This window comes from Kineococcus mangrovi (assembly GCF_041320705.1).
GTDB lineage: Bacteria > Actinomycetota > Actinomycetes > Actinomycetales > Kineococcaceae > Kineococcus > Kineococcus mangrovi.
This window is the reverse complement of record NZ_JBGGTQ010000005.1, coordinates 103,362-125,844: the sequence shown is the minus strand read 5'-3', so window position 1 is coordinate 125,844 and position 22,483 is coordinate 103,362. Positions and strand designations below refer to the sequence as shown.

Here is a 22,483-nt window from a genome sequence, read left to right as displayed (position 1 = left end):
GGGGCTCACCAGCCGTGCAGGCTCCGGGCCCGGTCGGTGACCTCCTCGAACCGGGCCCGGTCCAGGGCCGCGCCCTCGCGGCGCACGTCGCGCGGGGCGACGCGCAGGACCCGGTCGAGGCGGACCTCGCTGGGGCGGCGCTGCCGGTCCCAGGCGCCGGTGCCGACGTCGACCCAGACCCGGCCGTCGTCGCCGCGGCCGGCCCCGGCGACGTGGTCCTTGCTCGTCATCGTGAAGCCGACGAGCCGGTCCCCCTCGCGCCCCACGACGAGGACGGGCCGGTCCTTGCCGCGGCCGTCGTCCTCCTCGAAGGGCACCCACGCCCAGACGACCTCGCCGGGGTCGGGCCGGCCGTCGGCGCGGGGCGCGTACTCGATCCGGACGCGACCGGGGTCGGCGTCGCGGGCCCCGCGTCCGCGGCGCGGTCGGGGACGGTCCGGGGCGTGCTCCGGGGTCGGCGGGACGGTCCGCGGGGCGCCGGCCTGCCGCTGGAGCTCGCGCGCCAGGGCGCGGACCCCGGCGCGGAGGAGCCCGGCGAGCATCAGCGCCCCCTGACGATGCGCCGCAGCCGGGCCAGGCGCTCGCGCACGGCGGCCTCGAACCCGCGGTCGGTGGGCACGTAGTAGTCCTTGCCGACGAGGGCGTCGGGGGCGTACTGCTGCTGGGCGACCCCGGCGGGCACGTCGTGCGTGTAGACGTACCCCTGGCCGTGGCCGATCTTCCCGGCCCCGGCGTAGTGGGCGTCCCGCAGGTGGGGCGGGACGGGACCGCCGAGCCCGGCGCGCACGTCGGCGATGGCGGCGTTGATCCCGGCGTACGCGGCGTTGGACTTCGGCGCGGTGGCGTTGTGGACGACGGCCTGGGCCAGCACGATCCGCGCCTCGGGCATCCCGATCTGGGCGACGGCGTGCAGCGCGGCCACCGCGGTCTGCAGGGCCGAGGGGTCGGCCATCCCGACGTCCTCGCTGGCGGAGATGACGATGCGGCGGGCGATGAACCGCGGGTCCTCCCCCGCCTCGATCATGCGGGCCAGGTAGTGCAGGGCGGCGTCGACGTCCGAGCCGCGCATCGACTTGATGAAGGCGCTGGCCACGTCGTAGTGCTGGTCGCCCTGCCGGTCGTAGCGCACCGCGGCCCGGTCCAGGGCCCGTTCGGCGTCGGCGAGGGTGACGACGGGCTCACCTGCCTGCCCCGCGCCGTCGATCGCGGCACCGGCGGCGGCCTCCAGGGCGGTGAGGGCGCGGCGGGCGTCCCCGTCGGCGACGCGCACGAGGTGCTCGAGGGCGTCGTCCTCGACGCGGACCTCCCCCGCCAGGCCGCGCGGGTCCTCGAGGGCGCGGCGCACGAGGCCGCGCACGTCCTCGGCCGTCAGCGGCTGCAGCGTCAGCAGCAGCGACCGGGACAGCAGCGGGGTGACGACGGAGAAGTTGGGGTTCTCCGTGGTGGCCGCCACGAGGACGACCCAGCGGTTCTCCACCCCCGGCAGGAGGGCGTCCTGCTGGGCCTTGGTGAAGCGGTGGATCTCGTCGAGGAACAGGACGGTCTGCCGGCCGTACAGGTCCCGGTCGGTGCGGGCGGTCTCGACGACGGTCCGGACGTCCTTGACCCCGGCGGTCACCGCGGACAGCTCGGCGAAGGTGCGGCCGCCGGAGGAGGCGATGACGGTCGCCAGCGTCGTCTTCCCCGTCCCCGGCGGACCCCAGAGGATGACCGAGGCCGGCCCCGCGCGACCGAGGTCGCCGTCGGTCGCGAGCCGTCGCAGCGGCGAGCCCGGGCCCAGCAGGTGCTGCTGGCCCACGACCTCCTCGACCGAGCGAGGGCGCATCCGCACGGCGAGCGGGGCCCCGGCCAGGACGGGCGGTCGACGTGCTGCGCCGCCCGCGTCCGGGGTGAGCTCGCTGGAGAACAGGTCGGCCACCCGGGCACCGTACGTGCTGGCGCCGCCGTGCCCGCGCCGCACCCGCGCCGGGGCGACGACGTCGGCCCGGCACCGGTCCCGGTGCCCCGGTCCCCGGACCCCCGTCAGCACGGCGTGCGGGGCCAGGTGGTGACCCTCGCAGGCCCGTTGGTCCGTTCCAGCGATGACGCACAGGTCCGGCTCAGGGTTTCCCGGGACATCTGGCAGGGTCCGGTTCCACGATGGGGACATGACCGCGACCACCACCTCCCGGCGTTCGGACTCCACCCGCCCCGACGGCACGGCGCTGCGCGTGCTCGTCGTCGACGACGAGTCGACCCTGTCCGAGCTGCTGAGCATGACCCTGCGCTACGAGGGCTGGGAGGTGCAGACGGCCGGGAACGGTCTGGACGCGGTCCGCGCCGCCCGCACCTTCCGCCCCGACGCGGTGGTCCTCGACATCGCGCTGCCGGACATCGACGGCCTGGAGGTCCTGCGCCGGCTGCGCGCCGACACCACGGACGCCCCGGTGCTCTTCCTCACGGCCAAGGACGCCGTGGAGGACCGCGTGGCCGGCCTCACCGCCGGCGGGGACGACCACGTCACCAAGCCGTTCAGCCTCGAGGAGGTCGTGGCGCGCCTGCGCAGCCTGCTGCGCCGCTCCGGCCTGGGTGCCGCCGAGCAGGAACCCGTCCTGTCCGTCGGCGACCTCGTCCTGGACGAGGACAGCCACGAGGTGACCCGCGCGGGCCAGGAGGTCCGCCTGACCGCGACCGAGTTCGAGCTGCTGCGCTACCTCATGCGCAACCCGCGCCGGGTCCTGTCCAAGGCGCAGATCCTGGACCGGGTGTGGAGCTACGACTTCGGCGGCCAGGCCAACATCGTCGAGCTCTACGTCTCCTACCTGCGCCGCAAGATCGACGCCGGCCGCACCCCGATGATCCACACCGTCCGCGGGGCGGGGTACGTCCTGAAACCGGCCGTCGGCGCCGTCGCCGCCGCCGGCTGACCCCCGGGAGGTGGACCACGGCGGTCCCGTCCTCGCCGCTGCGCAGCCGGTCGCCCCCGAGCACCGACGCGCCGCTGGTCCGGGCCGTCGTGGCCTCCCGCCACGGGGACCGTCACGGTCGGCGGCCTTCCCCGGCGCACGGTGAGACCTGCACTCCCACAGGCCCACCACAGCCCCGTCCCACCCCCGGTGGAGGTCCGCGACCGACGCTGGCGGCGTGACAGCGACCACCTCCGGTCCCGCGGGCGGGCACCCGCTGCGGCCGCCGGTTCCCCGCCCGGCCGCCGAGGCCTGGACGAGCGACAGCACCGCCCCCGCCCTGGACGTCGTGGTCCCGGTCCACGACGAGGAGGTCGACCTCGAACCCTGCGTGCGCCGGCTGCACGCGCACCCGGCGGGGTTCGGGTTCCGCACCCGCACCACGATCGCCGACAACGCCAGCACCGACGCCACCCCGCAGGTCGCGGCGGCCCTGGCCGCCGAGCTGCCCGACGTCCGGCACGTGCGGCTGGAGGAGGGGCGCGGCCGCGCCCTGAAGCAGGTCTGGTCGGCCTCGGACGCCCCGGTCCTCGCCCACACCGACGTCGACCTGTCCACCGACCTCGCCGCCCTGCTCCCGCTGGTCGCCGGGTTGCTGTCCGGGCACTGCGACCTGGCCATCGGCTCACGGCTGGCGCGCGGTGCGCACGTCGTCCGCGGCGCCAAGCGCGAGGTCGTCTCGCGCTGCTGCGACCTCCTGCTGCACGGCACCCTGCGCGTCCGCTCCACCGACGCCCAGTGCGGGTTCACAGCCATCCGCGCCGACGTGGCCGCGCAGATCCTGCCCCTGGTGGAGGACACCGGCTGGTTCTTCGACACCGAGGTCCTCGTCCTGGCCGAACGCGCCGGGCTGCGGATCCAGGAGATCCCCGTCGACCGGGTCGACGACCCCGACAGCACCGTGGACATCGTCGCGACCGCGCTGGCCGACCTGCGCGGGACCCGCCGCCTGGCGGTCGCGATCGGTTCCGGCCGGCTGCCGCTGACGGAGATCCGCGCCGGCCTCGGCCGCGGTCCCCGACCCGCCCACGTCGCCGGGGTCCCCACCTCCCTGGCCGGCCAGCTCACCCGCTTCGTCGGGGTCGGGGTGGCCAGCACCCTGGCCCACGCCCTGCTGTACCTGGCGTTCCAGACGCTCACGAGTGCGCAGGTCGCGAACTTCCTCGCCCTCCTGGTGACCGCCGTCGCGAACACCGCGCTGAACCGGCGGCTGACGTTCGGCGTGCGCGGGTCCCGGGGCGCGGCCCGGCACCAGGCGCAGGGGTCGGTGGTGTTCCTGCTCGGCCGGGGCACCACCGCCGGCAGCCTGCTGGCCCTGCACGGCGCCCGACCCGAGGCCCACCAGGTCCTGGAACTCGGGGTCCTGACGGCCGTGAACCTCCTGGCCACGGTCGTCCGGTTCCTCCTGCTGCGCACCTGGGTTTTCGGCGACCGCCGGCACCACCGGCCCGGTGACACGACCGGGCAGGTGCCGGCGTGAGTTCGAGCACCGACGTCCTCGGGTGGGCCCGCAGCACCGGCTCGGGCACCCCGGACCGCCTGCGGCACCTGGCCGGGGCCACGTGGCGGGGCCGGGAGCACGACCCGCGCTGGGTGCGCCCCGCCCTGCTCGGGCTGCTGACGGCCACGGCCGTCCTGTACCTCGTCGGCCTGTCGGTCTCGGGGTGGGCCAACCCGTTCTACGCGGCCGCCGCCCAGGCCGGGTCGCGCTCCTGGGAGGCGTGGTTCTTCGGGTCCTCCGACGCCGCCAACGCGATCACCGTGGACAAACCGCCGGCCGCGCTGTGGGTCACGGGGTTGTCGGTCCGGCTGTTCGGGTTGTCGTCGTGGTCGATCCTCGTCCCGCAGGCCCTGGAGGGGGTGGCGACCGTCGCGCTGCTGCACGCGACGGTGCGGCGCCGTACGAGCCCGGCCACCGGCCTGATCGCCGGGTTCCTGTTCGCCACGACCCCCGTCGCGACGCTGATGTTCCGGTTCAACAACCCCGACGCGCTGCTCGTGCTGCTCCTGGTGGCCGCGACCTGGGGAACGCTGACGGCCGTCGACACCGGCCGGGCGCGGTTCCTGCTGTGGGCCGGGGTGTTCCTCGGGTTGGGGTTCCTCACCAAGCAGTTGCAGGTGTTCCTCGTCCTGCCCGGTCTCGCGCTGGCCTACCTGTGGGCGGCGCCCCACCCGTTGCCCCGCCGCGTGGTCCACCTGCTCCAGGCCGCGGGCACGTCGGTGCTGTCGGCCGGCTGGTGGGTCGCGCTCGTCGAACTCCTGCCCGCCTCCCGACGACCCTACGTGGGCGGTTCGCAGGACGACTCCTTCCTGTCCTTGACGTTCGGCTACAACGGGTTCGGCCGGCTCACCGGGGACGAGACCGGTAGCGTGGGCGCCGGGAACGGCTGGGGCCGGACCGGTATCGCGCGCATGTTCAGCCCCGAGTTCGGCGGGAACGTCTCCTGGCTGCTGCCGGCCGCGTTCGCGCTCGCCGCCGCCGGGTTCGTCCTCACCCGCCGCGCGGCCCGCACCGACACCCGCCGTGCCGCTCTCCTGGCCTGGACGGGCTGGCTCGTCGTCACGTTCACGGCGTTCAGCTTCATGTCCGGGATCATCCACCCCTACTACACCGTCGCCCTGGCGCCGGCCGTCGCCGCCCTCGTCGCGCTCGGCACCACCGGCCTGTGGCACCACCGGACCTCCCGGTGGGCGTTGCCGGTCCTCGCGGTGCTCACCGCGGTCACCGCGGGGTGGGCGTTCGTCCTGCTCGACCGCAGCGCGCAGTTCCTGCCCTGGCTGCGCTGGGTCGTGCTCGTCACCGGTCTGCTGGGGGCGGGCGGGATGGCCGGCGCGGTGGTCGTGCGCGAGGGGACCGGCGCGCGACGGCTGCGCCTCACCGGGGCGCTCGCCGCGGCGCTGGCCGTGCTGGCCGGGCCGGTCGCGTTCTCGGTGCAGACCGCGGCGTCCCCGCACACCGGGGCCATCGTCTCGGCGGGTCCGAGTTCCTCGGGGTCGTTCGCGGTGGGCAGCGGGCGGGGCGGCCCCGGCGGCGGACCGTTCGCCTCGATGTTCACCCGGGGACCGGTGCCGGGGACGCAGACCGCTCCTCGAGCCGGCTGGGGCACCACGACCGGCCGGTCGCGCACGGGTCGCACCGGCGGGTTCGGCGGGACCGGTGGCCGAGGAGGCGGTGGTGGTCTGCTGTCCGCGACGACGCCCGGCGCGGCGCTGACGTCCCTGCTCGGGGCCGGCGCCTCGCAGTACCGCTGGGTCGCCGCGACGACGGGGTCCAACAACGCCGCCGGGTACCAGCTGGCGACGCAGGAACCGGTGATGGCCGTCGGCGGGTTCAACGGGACCGACCCCGCCCCGACGCTGGCGCAGTTCCAGGCGCACGTGGCCGCCGGCGACATCCACTACTACGTGGTGAGCCGCTCGATGGCCTGGACGCGGACCGGTGGCAGCGACACGTCCGCGCAGATCGCCACCTGGGTCGAGGAGAACTTCACGGCCACGACCGTGGACGGGACGACCCTGTACGACCTGACGCGGGCGGCCACCGCGCCCACGCCCTGACCCCCCGCCCGTGGGCGGCCCGCGGCGCTACCGGCGGCGCTACCGGCGGCGCTACCGGCGGCGTGGGAGACCGGACCCGCGCGGCGCACGGCGGTCACGGTCCTGCTCGCGCGACCGGCCGGCCCACCAGGCGGCGGCCCCCACGACGGCCCCGGCGAGCAGCCAGGCCCCGAGGACGTCGGTCGGCCAGTGCGCCCCCAGCCAGACGCGGTCGATCGAGACCACGACGAGCTCGGTGGCCCCCAGGACGGCGACGACGCCCCGCCACGCGGGCGGGGCGAGCAGCAGGACCGCCGCGAGGACGACCGTCGCCGACGCCAGGGTGTGCCCGGAGGGGAACGAGCCCCCGCCCGCCGTCGTCAGCCCGGCCTCCAGGGCGGGCCGGCCCCGGTCGGTGAGGGCCTTCAGCGCGGGCGAGGCCACCGCGGCGACCGCCCCGGCGGCCAGGGCCGCCCCGGCCTGGCGGCGGCGTCCGGCGCGGTGGGCGGCGAGGACCCCGAGCACGCCGAGGAGGTACACCCACACCGGCTGGGTGAGCGCCTCGACCACCTGGGCGACCCGGGTCGTCCCGGGGCTGGCGTTCGCCGAGTCCACCGCGGCCGCCGAGACGGCCGCGTCCCCCGGCACCGCGCCGACCGTCACCACCACGGTCAGGGCGGCGAACCCGAGCGCGCACAGGGCGACGAGGGCGATCAGGCCCTTCACCCCTGCGGGTCGCCCCCGGCCGCCGACCCCTTCGACGCCTCGCCCTTCGGCGCCTCGTCCTTCGGCGCGTCGGGCTTCGCGTCGACGCCGGCCTCCTTGCGCTGCTGGGCGGTGATCGGCGCGGGCGCGGCGGTCAGCGGGTCGTAACCGCCGCCGGACTTGGGGAACGCGATGACCTCGCGGATGGAGTCGGCCCCGGCGAGCAGCGCGACGACGCGGTCCCAGCCGAACGCGATGCCGCCGTGCGGCGGGGCGCCGAAGGAGAACGCGTCGAGCAGGAAACCGAACTTCTCCCGCGCGTCCTGCGGGGAGATGCCCATGACGGCGAACACGCGCTCCTGCACGTCCCGGCGGTGGATGCGCAGGGAGCCCCCGCCGATCTCGTTGCCGTTGCACACGATGTCGTAGGCGTTCGACAGGGCCGATCCGGGGTCGGTGTCGAACGTGTCGGCGACGTCCGGCTTGGGCGCGGTGAACGCGTGGTGCACGGCGTTCCAGGCCCCACCGCCGATCGACACGTCGTCGTCCTCGGCCGCGGGCTTGAACATCGGCGCGTCGACGACCCACAGGAACGACCAGGCGCTCTCGTCGATCGCGCCGGTGCGGCGGGCGATCTCACCGCGCGCCGCGCCCAGCAGCGCGCGGGAGGGGTTCACGGCCCCGGCGGCGAAGAAGATGCAGTCGCCGGGGTGCGCCCCGACGTGGGCGGCGATGCCGGCCTTCTCGGTCTCGGACAGGTTCTTCGCCACCGGGCCGGACAGCTCGCCGTCGTCCCCGACGAGGATGTAGGCCAGCCCCCGCGCGCCGCGCTGCTTGGCCCAGTCCTGCCACGCGTCGAGGACCTTGCGCGGCTGGGAGGCCCCGCCGGGCATGACGACGGCGCCGACGTACGGGGACTGGAACACGCGGAAGCTCGTGCCCGCGAAGAACTCCGCGCACTCGACGAGCTCGATCCCGAACCGCAGGTCGGGCTTGTCCGACCCGTAGCGGCGCATGGCCTCCTCGTACGTCATGCGCGGGATCGGCAACGGCACGTCGTACCCGACGAGCTTCCACAGCGCGGCGACGATCTGCTCGCCGAGGTCGATGACGTCGTCCTGCTCGACGAAGCTCATCTCGATGTCGAGCTGGGTGAACTCCGGCTGCCGGTCGGCGCGGAAGTCCTCGTCGCGGTAGCAGCGGGCGAGCTGGTAGTAGCGCTCGACGCCGCCGACCATGAGGAGCTGCTTGAACAGCTGCGGGCTCTGCGGCAACGCGTACCAGGAGCCGGGGGCCAGCCGCGCGGGGACGAGGAAGTCGCGGGCGCCCTCGGGCGTGGAACGGGTCAGCGTCGGCGTCTCGACCTCGGTGAACGCGTTCTCCTCCAGAACCGCGCGGGCGGCGCGACCCGCGGCCGCGCGCAGCCGGATCGCCCGGGCGGGACCGGTGCGGCGCAGGTCGAGGTAGCGGTACCTCAGGCGCGCCTCCTCGCCGACGTTGAGGTGGTCGTCGATCTGGAAGGGCAGCGGCGCGGCCTCGGACAGGACCTCGAGCTCGGTGGTGTCGACCTCGACGGCCCCGGTGGGGATGGCGGCGTTCTCGTTGCCGTCGGGGCGCAGCCGGACGTCGCCGGTGATGCGGACGCAGTACTCGTTGCGCAGGTCGTGCGCACCGCCGGCGTCGAGGATCTCGTCGCGGGCGACGACCTGCACGACGCCCGAGGCGTCGCGCAGGTCGAGGAAGGCCACTCCCCCGTGGTCCCGACGACGTGCCACCCACCCGGTGAGCGACACGGTCTGTCCGGCGTGGTCGGCGCGCAGGCTGCCGGCCTCGTGGGTGCGGAGCACGGGGTTGTCCCTTCGATCGTCAGTGCGCGGTGGTGCGCACGGTCGATCCTACGGACTCCCGGGTCGGGCTCTGCCCGGCTCTGCCCGGCTGCCGGGGGGGGTCAGCCGGCGCGGACGGGCGCGCCGTTCTCGGCGCCGGCGAGGTCGGCGACGAGCCGCAGCGCGAGCCGGTCCAGCAGGACGAGGTTGACGGAGGGGTCGGTGACGACGGCCAGGACGTGACCGTCGTTGACGCCGTAGACGACGAGGCAGCCGTCGGCGCCCTTGACGGTGGTCTGCACGAACCCGCCGAGGGCGTTGGCCGCGGCGGCGCGCTGGGCGATCCCGAGCACGGTGGCCACGATGGCGGCCGCGGACTCGTGGTCGCGCTCGGGGCCGTCGTCGTGGAAGGCGAGACCGTCGGTGCGGGCGACGAGGACCCTGCGCACACCGTCGATGTCGCGTTTGAGCGCACCGCTCACCCGCAGGGCGTGCTGCTTGACGATCACGCGTCCACCCCCGCGGGCAGGACCGGGGCCGCCAGGGTCTCGAGCGTGTGGACCCCGTCGAGCAGCAGGCGCAGGACGGCGGTGCTCTGGGCCAGGTCGCGCGGGTCGCACGCGACCAGGGCCGAGGGCGCGGTGCCCAGCAGGTGGGCGAGCTGGGTGCGGGTCCCGGCGGGGTCGGCCCAGCGGCTGACGGCCACGAGTCGCGGGCTGCGGGGGGCGATGCGGGCGAAGGCGGCGACGATGCCGGCGGCCTGGGCGATGCTCTCCGGGCGGCTGGCGTCGACGAGCACGAGGTAGCCGTGCATGTTCTGCGCGAGCAGCTCCCACATGAAGGCGAACCGCTCCTGGCCGGGGGTGCCGAACAGGTTGACGCGGGTGGGCGCCCAGGCGCTGGCGGGCCCGGGCGGCACGACGAAGCTGGTGTGGTCCAGGGCGACGGTCGTGGACGACTTCAGCGCGGCGGTCCCGTCGCTGACCCCGGTCTCGGTGGTCGTCAGCGTCCCGCCGTCCAGGCCCTGGGTGACGGTCGTGGCGAACGTCGTCTTGCCCGCCCCGAAGGGCCCGGTGACGACGACTTTGCGGACTGGCGTGCTCACGGGGCTCCTGGTGGCCGGGGTGGACGGGGCCCGTGCGGGCCCGGTGCACGACGGCGGCCGGCCGGACGCGGGAGCGTCCGGCCGACCGCCGTCGGTGCGGGGCGTGCTGGTGGTGCGGGAGGGCTCAGATGGCCAGGTCGCGCTCGAGGATCGTCAGCTGGCGCCGGGCCATGGCGAGGTTCGAGGAGTCCTTCTTCAGGACCAGGTAGAGGAACAGGCCCTGGCCGGACTGCGACTGGATGAGGCGGATCAGGTGGATCTGGGTGCCGAGGGTGATGAGGATGTCCTCGATCTGCTCGTTGAGGCCGAGGCGCTGCATGGTGCGCAGCTTGGCGCGCACGACGTCGGTGTTGCCGGCGGCGGCGACGTCGAGGTCGATGGCCCCGCCACCGACCTGGCCGAGCGACATGCCCGACTCGTAGTCGACGAGGGCGGCGGCGGTGGCGCCGTCGATCTCGAGGCAGGCCTTGAGGGTGGCGTCGACGTTGGTCACGTCTGTCCTTCCGGTCGTGGGGCGCGGACCGCGGTCGGCCCGCCGCCCTGAGCTGTCCCCTGCTGGTGTCCTCAGGTGCATCGGTCCCGGCAGGGGCGGTCTGAACCTCCCGGGGCCGGGCCAGACGGGTGATTCCTGCGCTGGAGACCGCTGCGGCACAACGAGTCGGGCCGGTCGGGCGTCGAGGGGGCGCGTCGGTCCCACCGGGGGGTGACGTCGGGGCGCTCACGAGGCCGGTGGGGCGAGGTGGTGCGCGAGCTCAGGTGCTCCCGGCACTCACGGGCCGGAGGCCGACGCGACCCACGCCCCGAGCACGTCGCTGAACAGTTCCAGCACCGCCTCGCTCGGTGTCCCCTCCGGGTCGGCGAGCTCGCTGAGGGCCAGCCCGTCGAAGAGGGCCACGACGAGGGCGGACAACGCCTCCAGCCGTTCGGTGCCGGCCACCGCGTCCGCGCCCCGCGGCCCGTGCGCCCGCAACCAGGGTTCGCACGACGACCGCGCCGCGGCCCGCATGGCGCGGTACTGCTCGCGCGCCGTGCCCGCCTGGCCCTCGGTCCGCAACGACCAGGTCGTCAGCTCGTAGAGGGACAGCCGCCGGCCCGTGTCGAAGGACCCCTCGGCCGCGAGCGCCGCGCGCAGCCGGGCGAGCGCCTCCTGGGCGGCCCGCCCCTGCCCCTGCTCCCCGGCGCCGACCTCGGCGTCGCGACCGGCGGCGTGGACCTGCTGGAGGTGGGCGGCGGCGACCTCGCGGAGGAGTTCGTCCTTGGTGGCGAACCAGTAGTGGACGGTCCCCAGGGGGACGCGGGCCTCCTCGGCGATGCGGCGGGTCGTCGTGGCGGCCACGCCCTCCCGGCTCATGACGCGGGCGGCGGCGGCGATGAGCTCGTCCCGCTTCGCGCCGGGGTCGCGTCGGGGTCGGGGCGGGGCCACGGCGCGATCGTCGCACACCGGGACCGCGTCGCGGAGACCTTCTGGTCGCTCGTCCAGGTCGCTTGACCAGCTCCTCGGACCAGGAGGGGTCGCGACCACGTCGACCGCCGACGACGGCACCGCCCGGCCGTCGGCCCCTCGCCGCCGATCCGCGCGGTGGCAGAGCGTGACCCGGTGGAGGGAACGGACCACGTCACCGGAGCGGCGGGACGGGGCTCGCGCGCGGGCTTGTCACCGTCCGTGCGGGGCGGTTCACTGCCTAGTGCGCTCAGCCGCCGCACCGGGACGGGCTGCGGACGCGACCAGGAGGAGGACGCCCACCGCGGCGGCCGCGAAGGGGGTCGGTGGTGCCGGACGCACTCAGCCGTGAGCACCACCTGCGGCGCAGGGCCGAGCGGGTCCGCACCGCCCTCGAGGCCCTGTGGGGCGACGACCTGCCCGACGCCCCCGACCCCGCGCTGACCGTGCTGGTCGACGCCGTCGCGCTCGACGACCAGCAGGGCGCCGACGAGCGCCTCGTGGTCCAGGGCGACGGCCTCGGCTACGAGGCCCTCGCCCGCGTCCTGGCCGACGTGCGCTCCTCGGCCACCCTCCACCTCGTCCCCGCCGCGCTGCGCGCCCGGCTCGCCGGGGTGCTGCCCGCCGCCGGGCGGGGCGTGGACCTGCGCGCCGCCGGGGAGGCCGCCCTGCCCAGCGAGACGACCGGGGCGTGGGAGTACGACGCCGCCGGGGACACCGTCTCCTGGGACGCGCGCAGCGGGGCGTTGTGCGGGCTGGGCCCCACCCCCGGGCACGCCCCGCTGCCGGAGTGGCTGCGGCGCGGCGTGCACGAGGAGGACCGCACGCTGGTCGCCACCGCCCTGCGGTCCTCGGCCGCGACCGGCCTGCCCTACGACGTGCGGTTCCGCCTCGCCCCGCCCCGCGACGGGGTGCTCCTCGCGCGCGGGCGGGTGCTCGCCGCCCCCGACGGCCGCGTCCGCGTCCTCGGGTTCGCCGCCGAGGACGTCGCGGTCTCCTGACCGGCGGCCCTCGGGCGAGGATCCCTCGGGCAACCGACCCCGAGCGGGGGTCCTGGTGTCGCGGCGCCCGCCGGTGGCGTGTGCCAGGCTGCGGCCCGTGCCCAAGCCCCCCGGGACGACCCCCGCCCTGCCGGTCCCGGACCTGCCCGCGGACGAGGACGACCTGGTGCGCCGCACCCGGCCGCCGGTGCCGGCCGGTGCGCACGACGGGGAGCTGTTCCCGGCCGACCTCGACCTGTCCGGGGCCGACGCCCGCGACGCGCAGCTGCTCGGCTGCGTCGTCCGCTCGGCGCGCGCCGACGGCCTGCACCTGGCGGGGGCCCGGCTCGTCGACTGCCGCGTGGCCGGTCTGGGGGCGACCGAGGCCCCCTGGCGCGCCGGGACCTGGCGCGAGACCGTCCTGGAGGGCTGCCGCATCGGCGCCCTGGACCTGTCGTCCGCGACGTGGAACCGGGTGCTGGTGCGGGGCGGTCGCGTCGACTTCGCGAACCTGCGCGGGGCCGAGCTCGTGGACGTCACCTTCGACGGGGTCGACCTGCGGGACGTGGACCTGGGCTCGGCCCGCCTGCTGCGCGTGCGGTTCACCGGGTGCCGGATCGGCCGCCTCGACGTCAGCGGTGCCCGGCTCGAGGCCGTCGACCTGCGCGGCAGCGACATCACCGACGGCCTCGACGGGGTCGGCGACCTGCGCGGGGCGATCGTCGGCCCCGGCCAGCTCCTGCAGCTCGCACCGTCGTTCGCCGAGCACCTCGGGGTGCTGGTCCGGGACTGACCCGCCCCCAGAGTCAGCGCAGCGCGAGCAGGTGCGGGTTCGTGGCGCGCTCGCGGCCGACGGTCGTGGCCGGCCCGTGCCCGGGCAGCACGTCCACGGCGTCGTCGAGGGTGAGCACCTTCTCGACGAGGCTGCGGCGCATGGCGACCGGGTCCCCGCCGGGCAGGTCCGTGCGGCCGATCGACCCCGCGAACAGGACGTCACCGGACAGCACGAGCCCGGCCCGGCCCGGCCGGTCGACGGCGAACAGGACCGAGCCCTCGGTGTGGCCCGGCGCGTGCGAGACCGTCAGCCCCAGACCCGCGCCGGACCAGCGCTGCGCGTCCTGCACGGTGACGACCTCGTCGGGCTCCTTCCAGGTGACGCGTCCCGTCGTCGCCTCCAGGGCCGCCCGCAGCGGCCCCCCGAGGTCGCGCAGCGGGTCGCGCAACCGGTGGGCGTCGTCGGCGTGGATGGTCGCCGCGACGCCGTGGGCCCCGCACACCGGGGTGAGCGAGAACGTGTGGTCGAGGTGCCCGTGGGTCAGCAGCACGGCCACGGGCTTGAGGCGGCGGCGGCGCAGGACGTCGGCGAGCCGGTCGCTCACCCCCGCGCCGGGGTCGACGACGACGCACTCGGCACCGTCCTCGGGGGCCAGCACGTAGCAGTTCGTCCCGAAGACGGACGCCTCGATCCGGTCGACGATCACGGGGTCAGCGTAGTGACCGGCAGCGACCGGGCGGCGGCTCGTGGTCACGGCCCGTGCCGTCCGGGGGACTGGGGACCTAGAATGAGGCAGGTGACCGAGCAGCCCCAGGAGCCGGCGTCCCCCCAGGACGTGGCGGACACCCCTCAGACCCCCGAGACCACCCTCGACGCCCCCGCGGCGGCACCCGCCGATCCGGCGGGGCAGCCGGACGGGCAGCCGGACGGGCAAGCCGCTGGACCGGCCGCCGAGCAGCCCGCCGAGCAGCCCGCCCCGGCTCCCTCGCCGCGGCCCACGCCGGGCGCCGTCCGGCCCACCCCCCGCCCGGTGCAGCCGCCGGCCCCGCCCACGGCCGTGGCGCCCGAGGCGGGCGAGGTCGGTCACACCACCAGCGTCGACCGGGACGCCGCGGCGGCCTTCGGCCGCGTCGACGAGAACGGCACGGTCTGGGTGCGGCGCGCCGACGGTGAGCACGAGGTGGGCGCCTACCCCGACGCCACGCCGGAGGAGGCCGTCGCCTACTTCGTGCGCAAGTACGAGGAACTGGTGGCCCAGGTCGACCTCTTCGACCAGCGCCTGCGCAGCACCGAGCTCGGCGGCAAGGACATCGTGGCCGGCGTCAACGGTCTGCGCACCGCGCTGGCCGAGACGCGCGCCGTCGGCGACCTCGACGCGCTCGCGGCCCGGGTGGAGGCCCTGGCCACGGTCGCCGACGAGGCCCGCGCGGCCGCCGACCGGGCCCGCGCCGCCCACCGCGAGGAGCTGCGCACCGCGCGCCTGGCGATCGTGGAGGAGGCCGAGGCCATCGCCGGGCGGGACCCGGAGAAGGTGCAGTGGCGCGCCTCGGGTGAGCGGCTGCGGACCCTGTTCGAGGACTGGAAAGCCGCCCAGCGCGAGGGCCGGCTCGACAAGCGCTCCGAGGACGAGCTGTGGAAGCGCTTCAGCCACGCCCGCAGCGCGTTCGACAAGATGCGCCGGCACCACTTCGCCGCGCTCGGCGAGCAGCGCACCTCGATCCGCTCCGAGAAGGAGAAGCTCGTCACCGAGGCCGAGGCGCTGTCGACCTCGACCGACTGGCGCGGGACGACGAACGCCTACCGCGCGCTGATGGACCGCTGGAAGGCGGCCGGCCGCCTCGGGCGCAAGGACGACGACGCGCTGTGGGACCGCTTCCGCGCCGCCCAGGACGTGTTCTTCGCCGCCCGCACCGCCGCCAACGACGCGGTCGACGAGGAGTTCAAGGACAACCTCGTCGTCAAGGAGCAGCTGCTCACCGAGGCCGAGGCGCTCCTGCCGATCAAGGACCTCGCCGCGACGAAGAAGGCCCTCGGCGGCATCCAGGACCGCTGGGACGCCGCCGGCAAGGTGCCGCGCGCCGACCTCGGCCGGGTCGAGGGCCGGCTGCGCGCGGTCGAGACGGCCGTCCGCGACGCCGAGCAGGCCCGCTGGTCGCGGGGCAACCCCGAGGCGCAGGCCCGGGCCGGGGGGCTGGCCAGCCAGCTCGAGGACGCCATCCGCGACCTCGAGACCGACGTCGAGAAGGCGCGGGCCTCCGGGGACGCACGGGCGCTGTCGCGCGCCGAGGAGGCCCTGCGGGCCCGCCGAGCGTGGCTGGACGCCGCGCAGGCCACGCTCCGCGACGTGCGCTGACCGCGCGCGAGGACCCCGGACCCCCGTCCACAGCCGTGGGCGGGGGTCTCGCGCGTGCGGGCCCGGGGTGCTGAGCTGGCCCGCGTGCCCACCCCCTGGCTGACCGGCGTCCTCACCCGCGGAACCCCCCTGGACCCCGGGGTGCCGTGGCGGCCCGCGGCGGCGGAGTCCTGGGAGGTCGAGCTGCGTCAGGGCCTGGTGCGGCACGTGGTCGGCGACGTCCTCGTGGCGGGCGACGTCGGGGTGGACACCCCGCAGGACGCGGCGGTCCGCGCGGGGGCGCTGGCGCTGCTCCTCCCGGCCGACGTCGTCGTCCTGGGGGCCGCCGCCCTGTGGGTCCACCTCGGCCACCCCCTGCCCGCGCCGACGGAGGTGCTCGTCACCGGCCGGCGCCCGACCGCGTCCGTCGGCGGGGTCGTCGTGCGGCGCAGCCGGGCCCGCACGCACGGCGCGGACGTCGTGGCGGTGGGGCCCCTGCGGGTCAGCAGCCCGGTGCGCGCCCTGCTCGAGGCCGCCACCACCGCCCCGCACCGCGCGCCGGGGTGGCGGGCCGCCCTGGCCCGGGCCGGGCTGCTGGACGCGGCCTCGATCGAGCGCGCCAGCAGCGCCGCCCGCGGGCGCACCGGTGTGCGGGTGGCCCGGCGGGCGTTGTCCCTGCCGCGCAGCGCGACGCCGCGAGCGCTCAGCCCTTCGGCGGGCGCGAGGCCATGACGCGGTAGGCGTCGAACACCCCGTCGACGCGACGGACCGCCCCCAGCACCTGGTGCAGGTGGCTCGGTTCGGCCATCTCGAAGGAGAACTTCGACAGCGCGACCCGGTCCCGGCTCGTGCTCACGGTCGCCGACAGGATGTTCACGTGGTTGTCGGACAGCACCCGCGTGACGTCCGAGAGCAGCCGGGCCCGGTCCAGGGCCTCGACCTGGATCTGCACCAGGAACAGGCGCGTCTGCCCGGTCGGCATCGCCGAGGCCCACTGCACGTCGACGATCCGCTCGGGTTCCTCGCGCAACCGCTCGACGTTCTCGCAGTCGTCGCGGTGCACCGAGACCCCGGCGCCGCGGGTGACGAACCCGACGATGGGGTCGTTCGGCACCGGGGTGCAGCACTTGGCGAGCTTGACCCACACGTCGTCGGCGCCGGCCACGACGACGCCGGCCTCACCGCTGCTGCGGCTGGGACGGTTGCGCCCCGGGGTGGTCGCCTCGGCGAGGTCCTCCTCGACGGCCGCCTCGCCGCCGACGGCCGCGATGAGCTTGTCGACGACGTGCTGGGCCGAGACGTGCCGCTCCCCCACGGCCGCGTAGAGCGCGGAGACGTCGGGGTGGTTCAGCTCGCGGGCGACGACGAGCAGGGAGTCGTGCGAGAGCAGGCGCTGCAGCGGCAGGTGCTGCTTGCGCATCGCGCGCGCGATCTCGTCCTTGCCCGCCTCGATCGCCTCCTCGCGTCGTTCCTTGGAGAAGTGCTGCTTGATCTTGTTGCGCGCCCGGGGGCTCTTGACGAACGTGAGCCAGTCGCGGCTGGGGGCCGCACCGTCCGCCCGGGACGTGAACACCTCGACGAGGTCGCCGTTGTCGAGGGTGGAGTCCAGCGGCACGAGGCGGCCGTTGACCCGGGCCCCCATCGTGCGGTGGCCGACCTCCGTGTGGACCGCGTAGGCGAAGTCCACCGGCGTGGACCCCGCCGGGAGCTGCTGGACGTCGCCCTTGGGGGTGAACACGAAGACCTGGTTGGCGCCGATCTCCCAGCGCAGGTCGTCGAGGAAGTCACCGGAGGCCGACTCCCGCTGCCAGTCGACGACGGACTTCAGCCAGTCCATCTCCGTCTGCGGCCGCGTGCCGGCGGTCACCGCGTTCGGGTCGTCCTTGTACTTCCAGTGCGCCGCGACGCCGTACTCGGCGCGCTGGTGCATCGTGTACGTGCGGATCTGGATCTCGACGGGTTTGCCCTCGGGCCCGATGACCGTCGTGTGCAGCGACTGGTACATGTTGAACTTCGGCATCGCGATGTAGTCCTTGAACCGGCCGGGGACCGGGTTCCAGCGCGCGTGCAGCGCGCCGAGGACGGCGTAGCAGTCGCGGACGGAGTCGACGAGGACCCGCACCCCGACGAGGTCGTAGATCTCGGCGAAGTCGCGGCCGCGGACGATCATCTTCTGGTAGATCGAGTAGTAGTGCTTGGGCCGGCCCGTGACGGTCGCCTTCACCCGGGCGTCCTTGAGGTCGTCCTCGATCTGGGCCCGCACGCCCTGCAGGTACTCCTCCCGGGCCGGGGCGCGGTCGGCGACCAGGCGCACGATCTCGTCGAACACCTTGGGGTAGACCGTCGCGAACGACAGGTCCTCCAGCTCCCACTTGATGGTGTTCATCCCGAGCCGGTGGGCCAGCGGGGCGTAGATCTCGAGGGTCTCGCGGGCCTTCTTCTCCGCCGAGGTCGCCGAGACGTACCGCCAGGTGCGGGCGTTGTGCAGCCGGTCGGCCAGCTTGATGACCAGGACGCGGATGTCCTTGGCCATCGCCACGACCATCTTGCGGACGGTCTCGGCCTGCGCCGCGTCGCCGTAGGTGACCTTGTCCAGCTTGGTGACGCCGTCGACGAGCAGGGCGATCTCGTCGCCGAAGTCGGCGCGCAGCGACTCCAGCCGGTAGTCGGTGTCCTCCACGGTGTCGTGCAGGAGGGCGGCGGCCAGGGTCGAGGGCGTCATGCCCAGCTCGGCGAGGATCGTCGCCACGGCCACCGGGTGGGTGATGTACGGGTCGCCGCTCTTGCGGCGCTGGCCGTCGTGGGCGCGCTCGGCCCGTTCGAAGGCCTTCTCCACGACCGACAGGTCGGCCTTGGGGTGGGTGGAGCGGACCGTGCGCAGCAGCGGTTCCAGGACCGGGGACACGCTGCTCTGGCGCTGCTGGCCGAACCGCGCGAGCCGGGACAGCATCCGGCCCGCCGTGACCGGGCCCGTGTACGTCTCCTGGCCGCGGCGACGTTCGGGACCGTTGGGCCGGGCACCGCCGGCGGGACGCTGGGCGGGCTGCGTCGAGGGGTCCGGTGCGGGCACGACGGCCCCCCGCGAGGCGGGCGGGGCGGGCGGGGTGGGCTCGACGCCGTCGGGCGTGGCCGGGGCGCTCGGGGCGTGGGTGTCCGTGCCGTCTGCCATGGCGTCCTCCGTCTCGTCCGGACCGCCAGTCTAGGTCGGGCCCGCGCGCACCTCGCGCCCCCGCCCCGGACCGGGGTCCGGGTCCTGCTCAGGTCTGGGTGTGCAGGGCCACCACGGCACGCTCGCCCAGCACCTCCCGGCCCCCCAGGAACGCCAGCTCCAGCAGGACCACGAGACCGACCACCTCGGCACCGGCCTCCTCGAGCAGCTCGCACGCGGCCCGCGCGGTGCCGCCGGTGGCCAGGACGTCGTCGACGACGAGGACCTTCGCCCCGGGACGGACGGCCGAGGCCGCCACCTCCAGTGAGGCGCTGCCGTACTCCAGGTCGTAGTCGCGGCGCAGCACCGGCGGTGGCAGCTTGCCGGCCTTGCGCACGGGCCAGAACCCGACCCCGGCCCGCTCGGCGGCCGGGGCCGCGAACATGAAGCCGCGGGCCTCGATGCCGGCCACGGCGCCCGCCCCCGCGGCCAGCGCGAGGTCGGCCAGGACGCGCGCGAGCGCGCCGAAGGCCGCCGGGTCGGCCAGCAGCGGGGTGATGTCCTTGAACACCACGCCCGGCTCGGGGAAGTCCGGGACGTCGCGGAAGCCGCGGACGACCAGCTCGGAGGCCAGCGCGGACGAGTGGTCGGGAACGGTCAGGCTCACGCCTGCACCTCCTGCGACGGTTCCTGCGCCGTGCCGGGATCGGCGGTCCGGCGCCCGGCGACCTCGGCGTCGAGGGCCCGGACGCGCGCCTCGCGCCCGCGCAGCACCACGAGCAGCGGCGTCGCCACGAAGATCGAGGAGTACGCCCCCACGAGCATCCCGACGAACAGCGCGAGGCTGATGTCGCGCAGCGTCCCGGCCCCCAGCAGCAGGTCCCCGATGAAGAGGATGGCCGCCACCGGCAGCAGCGCCACCACGGTGGTGTTCACCGACCGGACGACGGTCTGGTTGACGGCGAGGTTCGCCGCCTGCGCGAACGTCCGGTCCTTCGTGAGGAACGCCTGGGCGGTGTTCTCGCGCACCTTGTCGAAGACCACGACGGTGTCGTAGAGGGAGTACCCCAGGATCGTGAGGAACCCGATGACCGAGGCGGGCGTGACCTCGAAGCCGACGGCGGCGTAGACGCCCGCCGTGATGACGAGGTCGTGGAACAGCGCGACGAGCGAGGCGACGGCCATCGTCCAGGCCCGGAAGTACAGCGCCATGACCGCGGAGACGAGGACGAGGAACACGACCAGGCCGGTGAGGGCCTTGTTCGTGATGTCCGCGCCCCAGCTCGGCCCGATGCTGGAGGAGGTCACCTCGCTCGCCGGGACGTCCAGCCGCTGGACGAGCTCACCCTTGACGGCGTCCAGCTGCCCCGAGGTCAGCGCCTCGGTCTGGACCCGGACCCCGTCCTGGCCGACGCTGGTGACCGTCGGGACGGTGCCGGGCAGGACGGCCTCGACGGCCTCGCGGGCGGCGTCCTGGTTCGACGAGCCGCTGACGCGGAACTCCGAGCCGCCCTCGAACTCGATCCCGAACGTGAGCCCGGGCTTCCACAGCAGCACCGCGGAGACGAGCACGAGAGCCGCGGCGATGAGGAACCACAACTTCCTGCGGCCGACGAAGTCGACGGAGGACTCACCGGTGTAGAGGCGGTTGCCCAGTTGCGCCATGCCCATCAGGACTCGTCCCCGTTCGCGTCGTTCCGGTCCTCGCTGGAGCTCTCGCCCGCTCCCCCGCCGCTGCGGGCCTTCTCCCGCTCCCGTTCGGCCCGGCGCATCTCGGCCACCGTCGGCCGGTGCTCCCCGCGGTGCAGGGCGTGCCGGGCGACGACCGAGCCGAGGTGCTCGGGGTCGAACCCGGACAGCTTGTGCCCGCCGCCGAAGAACTTCGTCTTGGCCAGGACGGCCACGACCGGGTGGGTGAAGAGCACGACGACGACGAGGTCGATGATCGTCGTGATGCCGAGGGTGTAGGCGAACCCGCGGACGTTGCCGACCGCGAGGACGTACAGCACGACGGCCGACAGCAGGCTGACGGCGTCGGAGACGAGGATCGTGCGCCGGGCGCGCCGCCAGCCGGCCTCGACGGCCGAGGACAGGATGCGCCCGTCCCGGATCTCGTCGCGCACGCGCTCGAAGAAGAGGATGAAGGAGTCCGCCGTGACGCCGATGGCCACGATGAGCCCGGCCACCCCGGCCAGGCTGAGGCGGTAGCCCTGCAGCCAGCTCAGCAGCAGCAGCACCCCGTAGGTCAGGGCCGCGGCGATGACGAGGCTCGCGATCGTCACCAGACCGAGGGCCCGGTACTGCACGAGCATGTACGCCACGACGAGGACGAGGCCGACGGCACCGGCGATGAGGCCGTTGCGCAGCTGGTCGGCCCCCAGCGTGGCCGAGATCTGGTCCTCGGTCTGGACGGTGAACGAGACCGGCAGCGCGCCGAACTGCAGCTGCTGGGCCAGGGCGTCGGCCGAGGCCTGGGTGAAGTTGCCCTCGATGTCGACGTCGGCCCCGAAGCGCTGGTCGACGGTCGGTGCGGTGACGACGAGCCCGTCGAGGACGGCCGCGAACTGGTTGCGCGGCGGCTCCAGCGTGGAGATGCGGGTCGTCAGCGTCGAGAACCGCTCGGCGCCGGCGGAGTCGAACTGCAGGCGGACGACCCAGGCGCCCGTGGTGAAGCCCTGGTTGTTGGTGGCCTGGGCCGCGCTGGCGCTGACGAGGTCGGTGCCCTCCAGCTCGGCCGGGCCGAGGACGTACTTGTAGGTGCCGTCCTGGTCGCACGTCACGAGCGGTTTGCTCGGGTCGTCGACGATGCCGCCGGAGCGCTGGGCGGGGTCGGAGCAGTCGAGCGCGGCGAAGATCTGCGCGACCTCGGGGATGTCGCGCCACGCCAGGTCGCTCGCGTCGGTCGGCGAGGGCGTGGGGACGGTCGACGGCTGCCCCGGACCGGGCGTCGGGGTGGGCGTGGCGATGTCGGCGAGCGACGGTGGCGTCGTCGTGGCCGCGGGCGCCGGCTCCGCCGGGGGCGTCGTCGCGGCCTGCAGGGCGGCGGGGGCGGCGGCGCCGTCGGCGCTCTGGGTCGGGGTGGGCGTCGCCGCGGGGGCGCCGTCCTCCCCCGTGGGCGTGGCGGACGCCCCGTCACCCGGGGTGGCCTCGCCCGAGGGCTCGACGCTGGGCGAGGGCTCGGGAGCCGCGCCGGGCTGGACGGGCTGGGCGAACAGGACGACCCGCATCCGCAGCTGCGCGGACTGGGAGATGAGGTCGAGCTGCTGGCGGGTGGCCTCCCCGGGGATGGACACGGAGATGTTCTGCCCGCCCTGGACCTGCACCTCGGTCTCGGACAGGCCCGTGGCGTCGACGCGCTGGCGGATGATCTCGGCGGCGCGCTGGACCTGCTCGGCCGGGACGGCCCCGCCGTCGACCGACCGCGGCGTCAGGACGACCTGCGTCCCGCCCTCGAGGTCGAGGGCCAACCCGGGCGCCCAGCGCGCCGAGCTCCAGATCGAGCCGGCCCCCACCGCCGCGAAGACGGCGACGACGACGAGCACCAGGGCCACCAGCGTGCGGCCGGGGTGGGGTCGACGGATCGGTGCGCCGCGGCGCACGCGTGGGGGGCCGGTGGGCCGGTCGTTGGACACTCAACACCTCGGGACAGGCGCCAGCCGGGCGGCGGGACCACCACCCGGTCAGCGCAA

Annotated in this window: 20 protein-coding genes; 7 read left to right on the top strand and 13 right to left on the bottom strand. The window is 75.4% G+C overall.

Annotated features, from left to right (window positions below; all coding sequences use genetic code 11):
- Window positions 1-5: 5 nt before the first annotated feature.
- A complete protein-coding gene (locus AB2L28_RS11935; protein WP_370719060.1) occupies window positions 6-542 on the bottom strand; it encodes a type II toxin-antitoxin system PemK/MazF family toxin in 537 nt (178 codons plus the stop codon).
- Complete coding sequence (locus AB2L28_RS11930) at window positions 542-1,918, bottom strand: replication-associated recombination protein A (protein ID WP_370719058.1); 1,377 nt, start codon at window positions 1,916-1,918, stop codon at window positions 542-544. The genes AB2L28_RS11935 and AB2L28_RS11930 overlap by 1 nt, the downstream gene beginning before the upstream one ends.
- A 229-nt stretch (window positions 1,919-2,147) precedes the next feature.
- Here AB2L28_RS11930 and AB2L28_RS11925 point away from each other — a divergent pair, with 229 nt between their 5' ends.
- From AB2L28_RS11925 to AB2L28_RS11915, 3 genes are all read left to right on the top strand, one after another.
- Window positions 2,148-2,906: a response regulator transcription factor gene (locus tag AB2L28_RS11925; protein WP_370719056.1), complete on the top strand. Its 759-nt coding sequence runs from the start codon at window positions 2,148-2,150 to the stop codon at window positions 2,904-2,906.
- A gap of 217 nt (window positions 2,907-3,123) precedes the next feature.
- Window positions 3,124-4,425 (top strand): glycosyltransferase, encoded by a 1,302-nt coding sequence (locus AB2L28_RS11920; RefSeq protein ID WP_370719055.1) that lies wholly within the window; start codon window positions 3,124-3,126, stop codon window positions 4,423-4,425.
- On the top strand, window positions 4,422-6,503 hold the full coding sequence (locus tag AB2L28_RS11915) for an ArnT family glycosyltransferase (RefSeq protein WP_370719053.1): 2,082 nt from the start codon (window positions 4,422-4,424) through the stop codon (window positions 6,501-6,503). The genes AB2L28_RS11920 and AB2L28_RS11915 overlap by 4 nt, the downstream gene beginning before the upstream one ends.
- A gap of 51 nt (window positions 6,504-6,554) precedes the next feature.
- On the opposite strand, the gene AB2L28_RS11910 is transcribed toward AB2L28_RS11915, so the two are convergent.
- The 6 genes from AB2L28_RS11910 to AB2L28_RS11885 form a co-directional block, all read right to left on the bottom strand.
- Window positions 6,555-7,208: a phosphatase PAP2 family protein gene (locus AB2L28_RS11910; protein WP_370719051.1), complete on the bottom strand. Its 654-nt coding sequence runs from the start codon at window positions 7,206-7,208 to the stop codon at window positions 6,555-6,557.
- Window positions 7,205-9,034 (bottom strand): aspartate--tRNA ligase, encoded by a 1,830-nt coding sequence (gene aspS / locus AB2L28_RS11905; protein ID WP_370719049.1) that lies wholly within the window; start codon window positions 9,032-9,034, stop codon window positions 7,205-7,207. The genes AB2L28_RS11910 and aspS overlap by 4 nt, the downstream gene beginning before the upstream one ends.
- 101 nt (window positions 9,035-9,135) lie before the next feature.
- Window positions 9,136-9,522, bottom strand: a complete 387-nt coding sequence (locus AB2L28_RS11900; RefSeq protein WP_370719048.1) for a roadblock/LC7 domain-containing protein — start codon at window positions 9,520-9,522, stop codon at window positions 9,136-9,138.
- Window positions 9,519-10,118: a GTP-binding protein gene (locus AB2L28_RS11895; RefSeq protein ID WP_370719046.1), complete on the bottom strand. Its 600-nt coding sequence runs from the start codon at window positions 10,116-10,118 to the stop codon at window positions 9,519-9,521. The genes AB2L28_RS11900 and AB2L28_RS11895 overlap by 4 nt, the downstream gene beginning before the upstream one ends.
- A 124-nt stretch (window positions 10,119-10,242) precedes the next feature.
- Window positions 10,243-10,611 (bottom strand): hypothetical protein, encoded by a 369-nt coding sequence (locus AB2L28_RS11890; RefSeq protein WP_370441471.1) that lies wholly within the window; start codon window positions 10,609-10,611, stop codon window positions 10,243-10,245.
- Window positions 10,612-10,887: 276 nt separating this feature from the next.
- Window positions 10,888-11,541 (bottom strand): TetR/AcrR family transcriptional regulator, encoded by a 654-nt coding sequence (locus AB2L28_RS11885; protein WP_370719044.1) that lies wholly within the window; start codon window positions 11,539-11,541, stop codon window positions 10,888-10,890.
- A gap of 347 nt (window positions 11,542-11,888) precedes the next feature.
- On the opposite strand from AB2L28_RS11885, the gene AB2L28_RS11880 reads away from it, so the two are divergent.
- Both AB2L28_RS11880 and AB2L28_RS11875 read left to right on the top strand, forming a co-directional pair.
- The gene (locus AB2L28_RS11880) at window positions 11,889-12,560 is read left to right on the top strand and encodes a hypothetical protein (RefSeq protein ID WP_370719043.1); all 672 of its coding nucleotides are present in this window, start codon (window positions 11,889-11,891) and stop codon (window positions 12,558-12,560) included.
- 97 nt (window positions 12,561-12,657) lie between these two features.
- Window positions 12,658-13,332 carry a pentapeptide repeat-containing protein gene (locus AB2L28_RS11875; RefSeq protein WP_370719041.1) on the top strand — a complete coding sequence of 225 codons (675 nt, stop codon included), beginning with the start codon at window positions 12,658-12,660 and terminating at the stop codon, window positions 13,330-13,332.
- A gap of 13 nt (window positions 13,333-13,345) precedes the next feature.
- Here AB2L28_RS11875 and AB2L28_RS11870 read toward each other — a convergent pair whose 3' ends face one another.
- Window positions 13,346-14,020, bottom strand: a complete 675-nt coding sequence (locus tag AB2L28_RS11870; RefSeq protein WP_370719040.1) for an MBL fold metallo-hydrolase — start codon at window positions 14,018-14,020, stop codon at window positions 13,346-13,348.
- Between the two features lie 90 nt (window positions 14,021-14,110).
- Here AB2L28_RS11870 and AB2L28_RS11865 point away from each other — a divergent pair, with 90 nt between their 5' ends.
- Window positions 14,111-15,667: a DUF349 domain-containing protein gene (locus AB2L28_RS11865; protein ID WP_370719038.1), complete on the top strand. Its 1,557-nt coding sequence runs from the start codon at window positions 14,111-14,113 to the stop codon at window positions 15,665-15,667.
- A gap of 84 nt (window positions 15,668-15,751) precedes the next feature.
- Window positions 15,752-16,378 carry a hypothetical protein gene (locus AB2L28_RS11860; RefSeq protein WP_370719036.1) on the top strand — a complete coding sequence of 209 codons (627 nt, stop codon included), beginning with the start codon at window positions 15,752-15,754 and terminating at the stop codon, window positions 16,376-16,378.
- Here the strand turns inward: AB2L28_RS11860 and AB2L28_RS11855 are convergent.
- The 4 genes from AB2L28_RS11855 to secD form a co-directional block, all read right to left on the bottom strand.
- The gene (locus AB2L28_RS11855) at window positions 16,350-18,815 is read right to left on the bottom strand and encodes a RelA/SpoT family protein (protein ID WP_370719034.1); all 2,466 of its coding nucleotides are present in this window, start codon (window positions 18,813-18,815) and stop codon (window positions 16,350-16,352) included. The genes AB2L28_RS11860 and AB2L28_RS11855 overlap by 29 nt on opposite strands.
- Before the next feature lie 88 nt (window positions 18,816-18,903).
- Entirely contained in the window at window positions 18,904-19,455 is a 552-nt protein-coding gene (locus AB2L28_RS11850; RefSeq protein WP_370719441.1) for an adenine phosphoribosyltransferase, read from the bottom strand.
- 2 nt (window positions 19,456-19,457) lie between these two features.
- Entirely contained in the window at window positions 19,458-20,465 is a 1,008-nt protein-coding gene (gene secF, locus AB2L28_RS11845; RefSeq protein ID WP_370719033.1) for a protein translocase subunit SecF, read from the bottom strand.
- Window positions 20,465-22,426: a protein translocase subunit SecD gene (secD, locus tag AB2L28_RS11840; RefSeq protein ID WP_370719031.1), complete on the bottom strand. Its 1,962-nt coding sequence runs from the start codon at window positions 22,424-22,426 to the stop codon at window positions 20,465-20,467. Before secD ends, secF begins: the two co-directional genes overlap by 1 nt.
- Window positions 22,427-22,483 lie beyond the last annotated feature (57 nt).

What these genes read in the sequence shown, in the direction of transcription:
- AB2L28_RS11935 (WP_370719060.1), bottom strand. Translation starts at nt 542, where the DNA reads ATGCTCGCCGGGCTCCTCCGCGCCGGGGTCCGCGCCCTGGCGCGCGAG.
- AB2L28_RS11925 (WP_370719056.1), top strand. Translation starts at nt 2,148, where the DNA reads ATGACCGCGACCACCACCTCCCGGCGTTCGGACTCCACCCGCCCCGAC.
- AB2L28_RS11855 (WP_370719034.1), bottom strand. Translation starts at nt 18,815, where the DNA reads ATGGCAGACGGCACGGACACCCACGCCCCGAGCGCCCCGGCCACGCCC.
- secF (WP_370719033.1), bottom strand. Translation starts at nt 20,465, where the DNA reads ATGGGCATGGCGCAACTGGGCAACCGCCTCTACACCGGTGAGTCCTCC.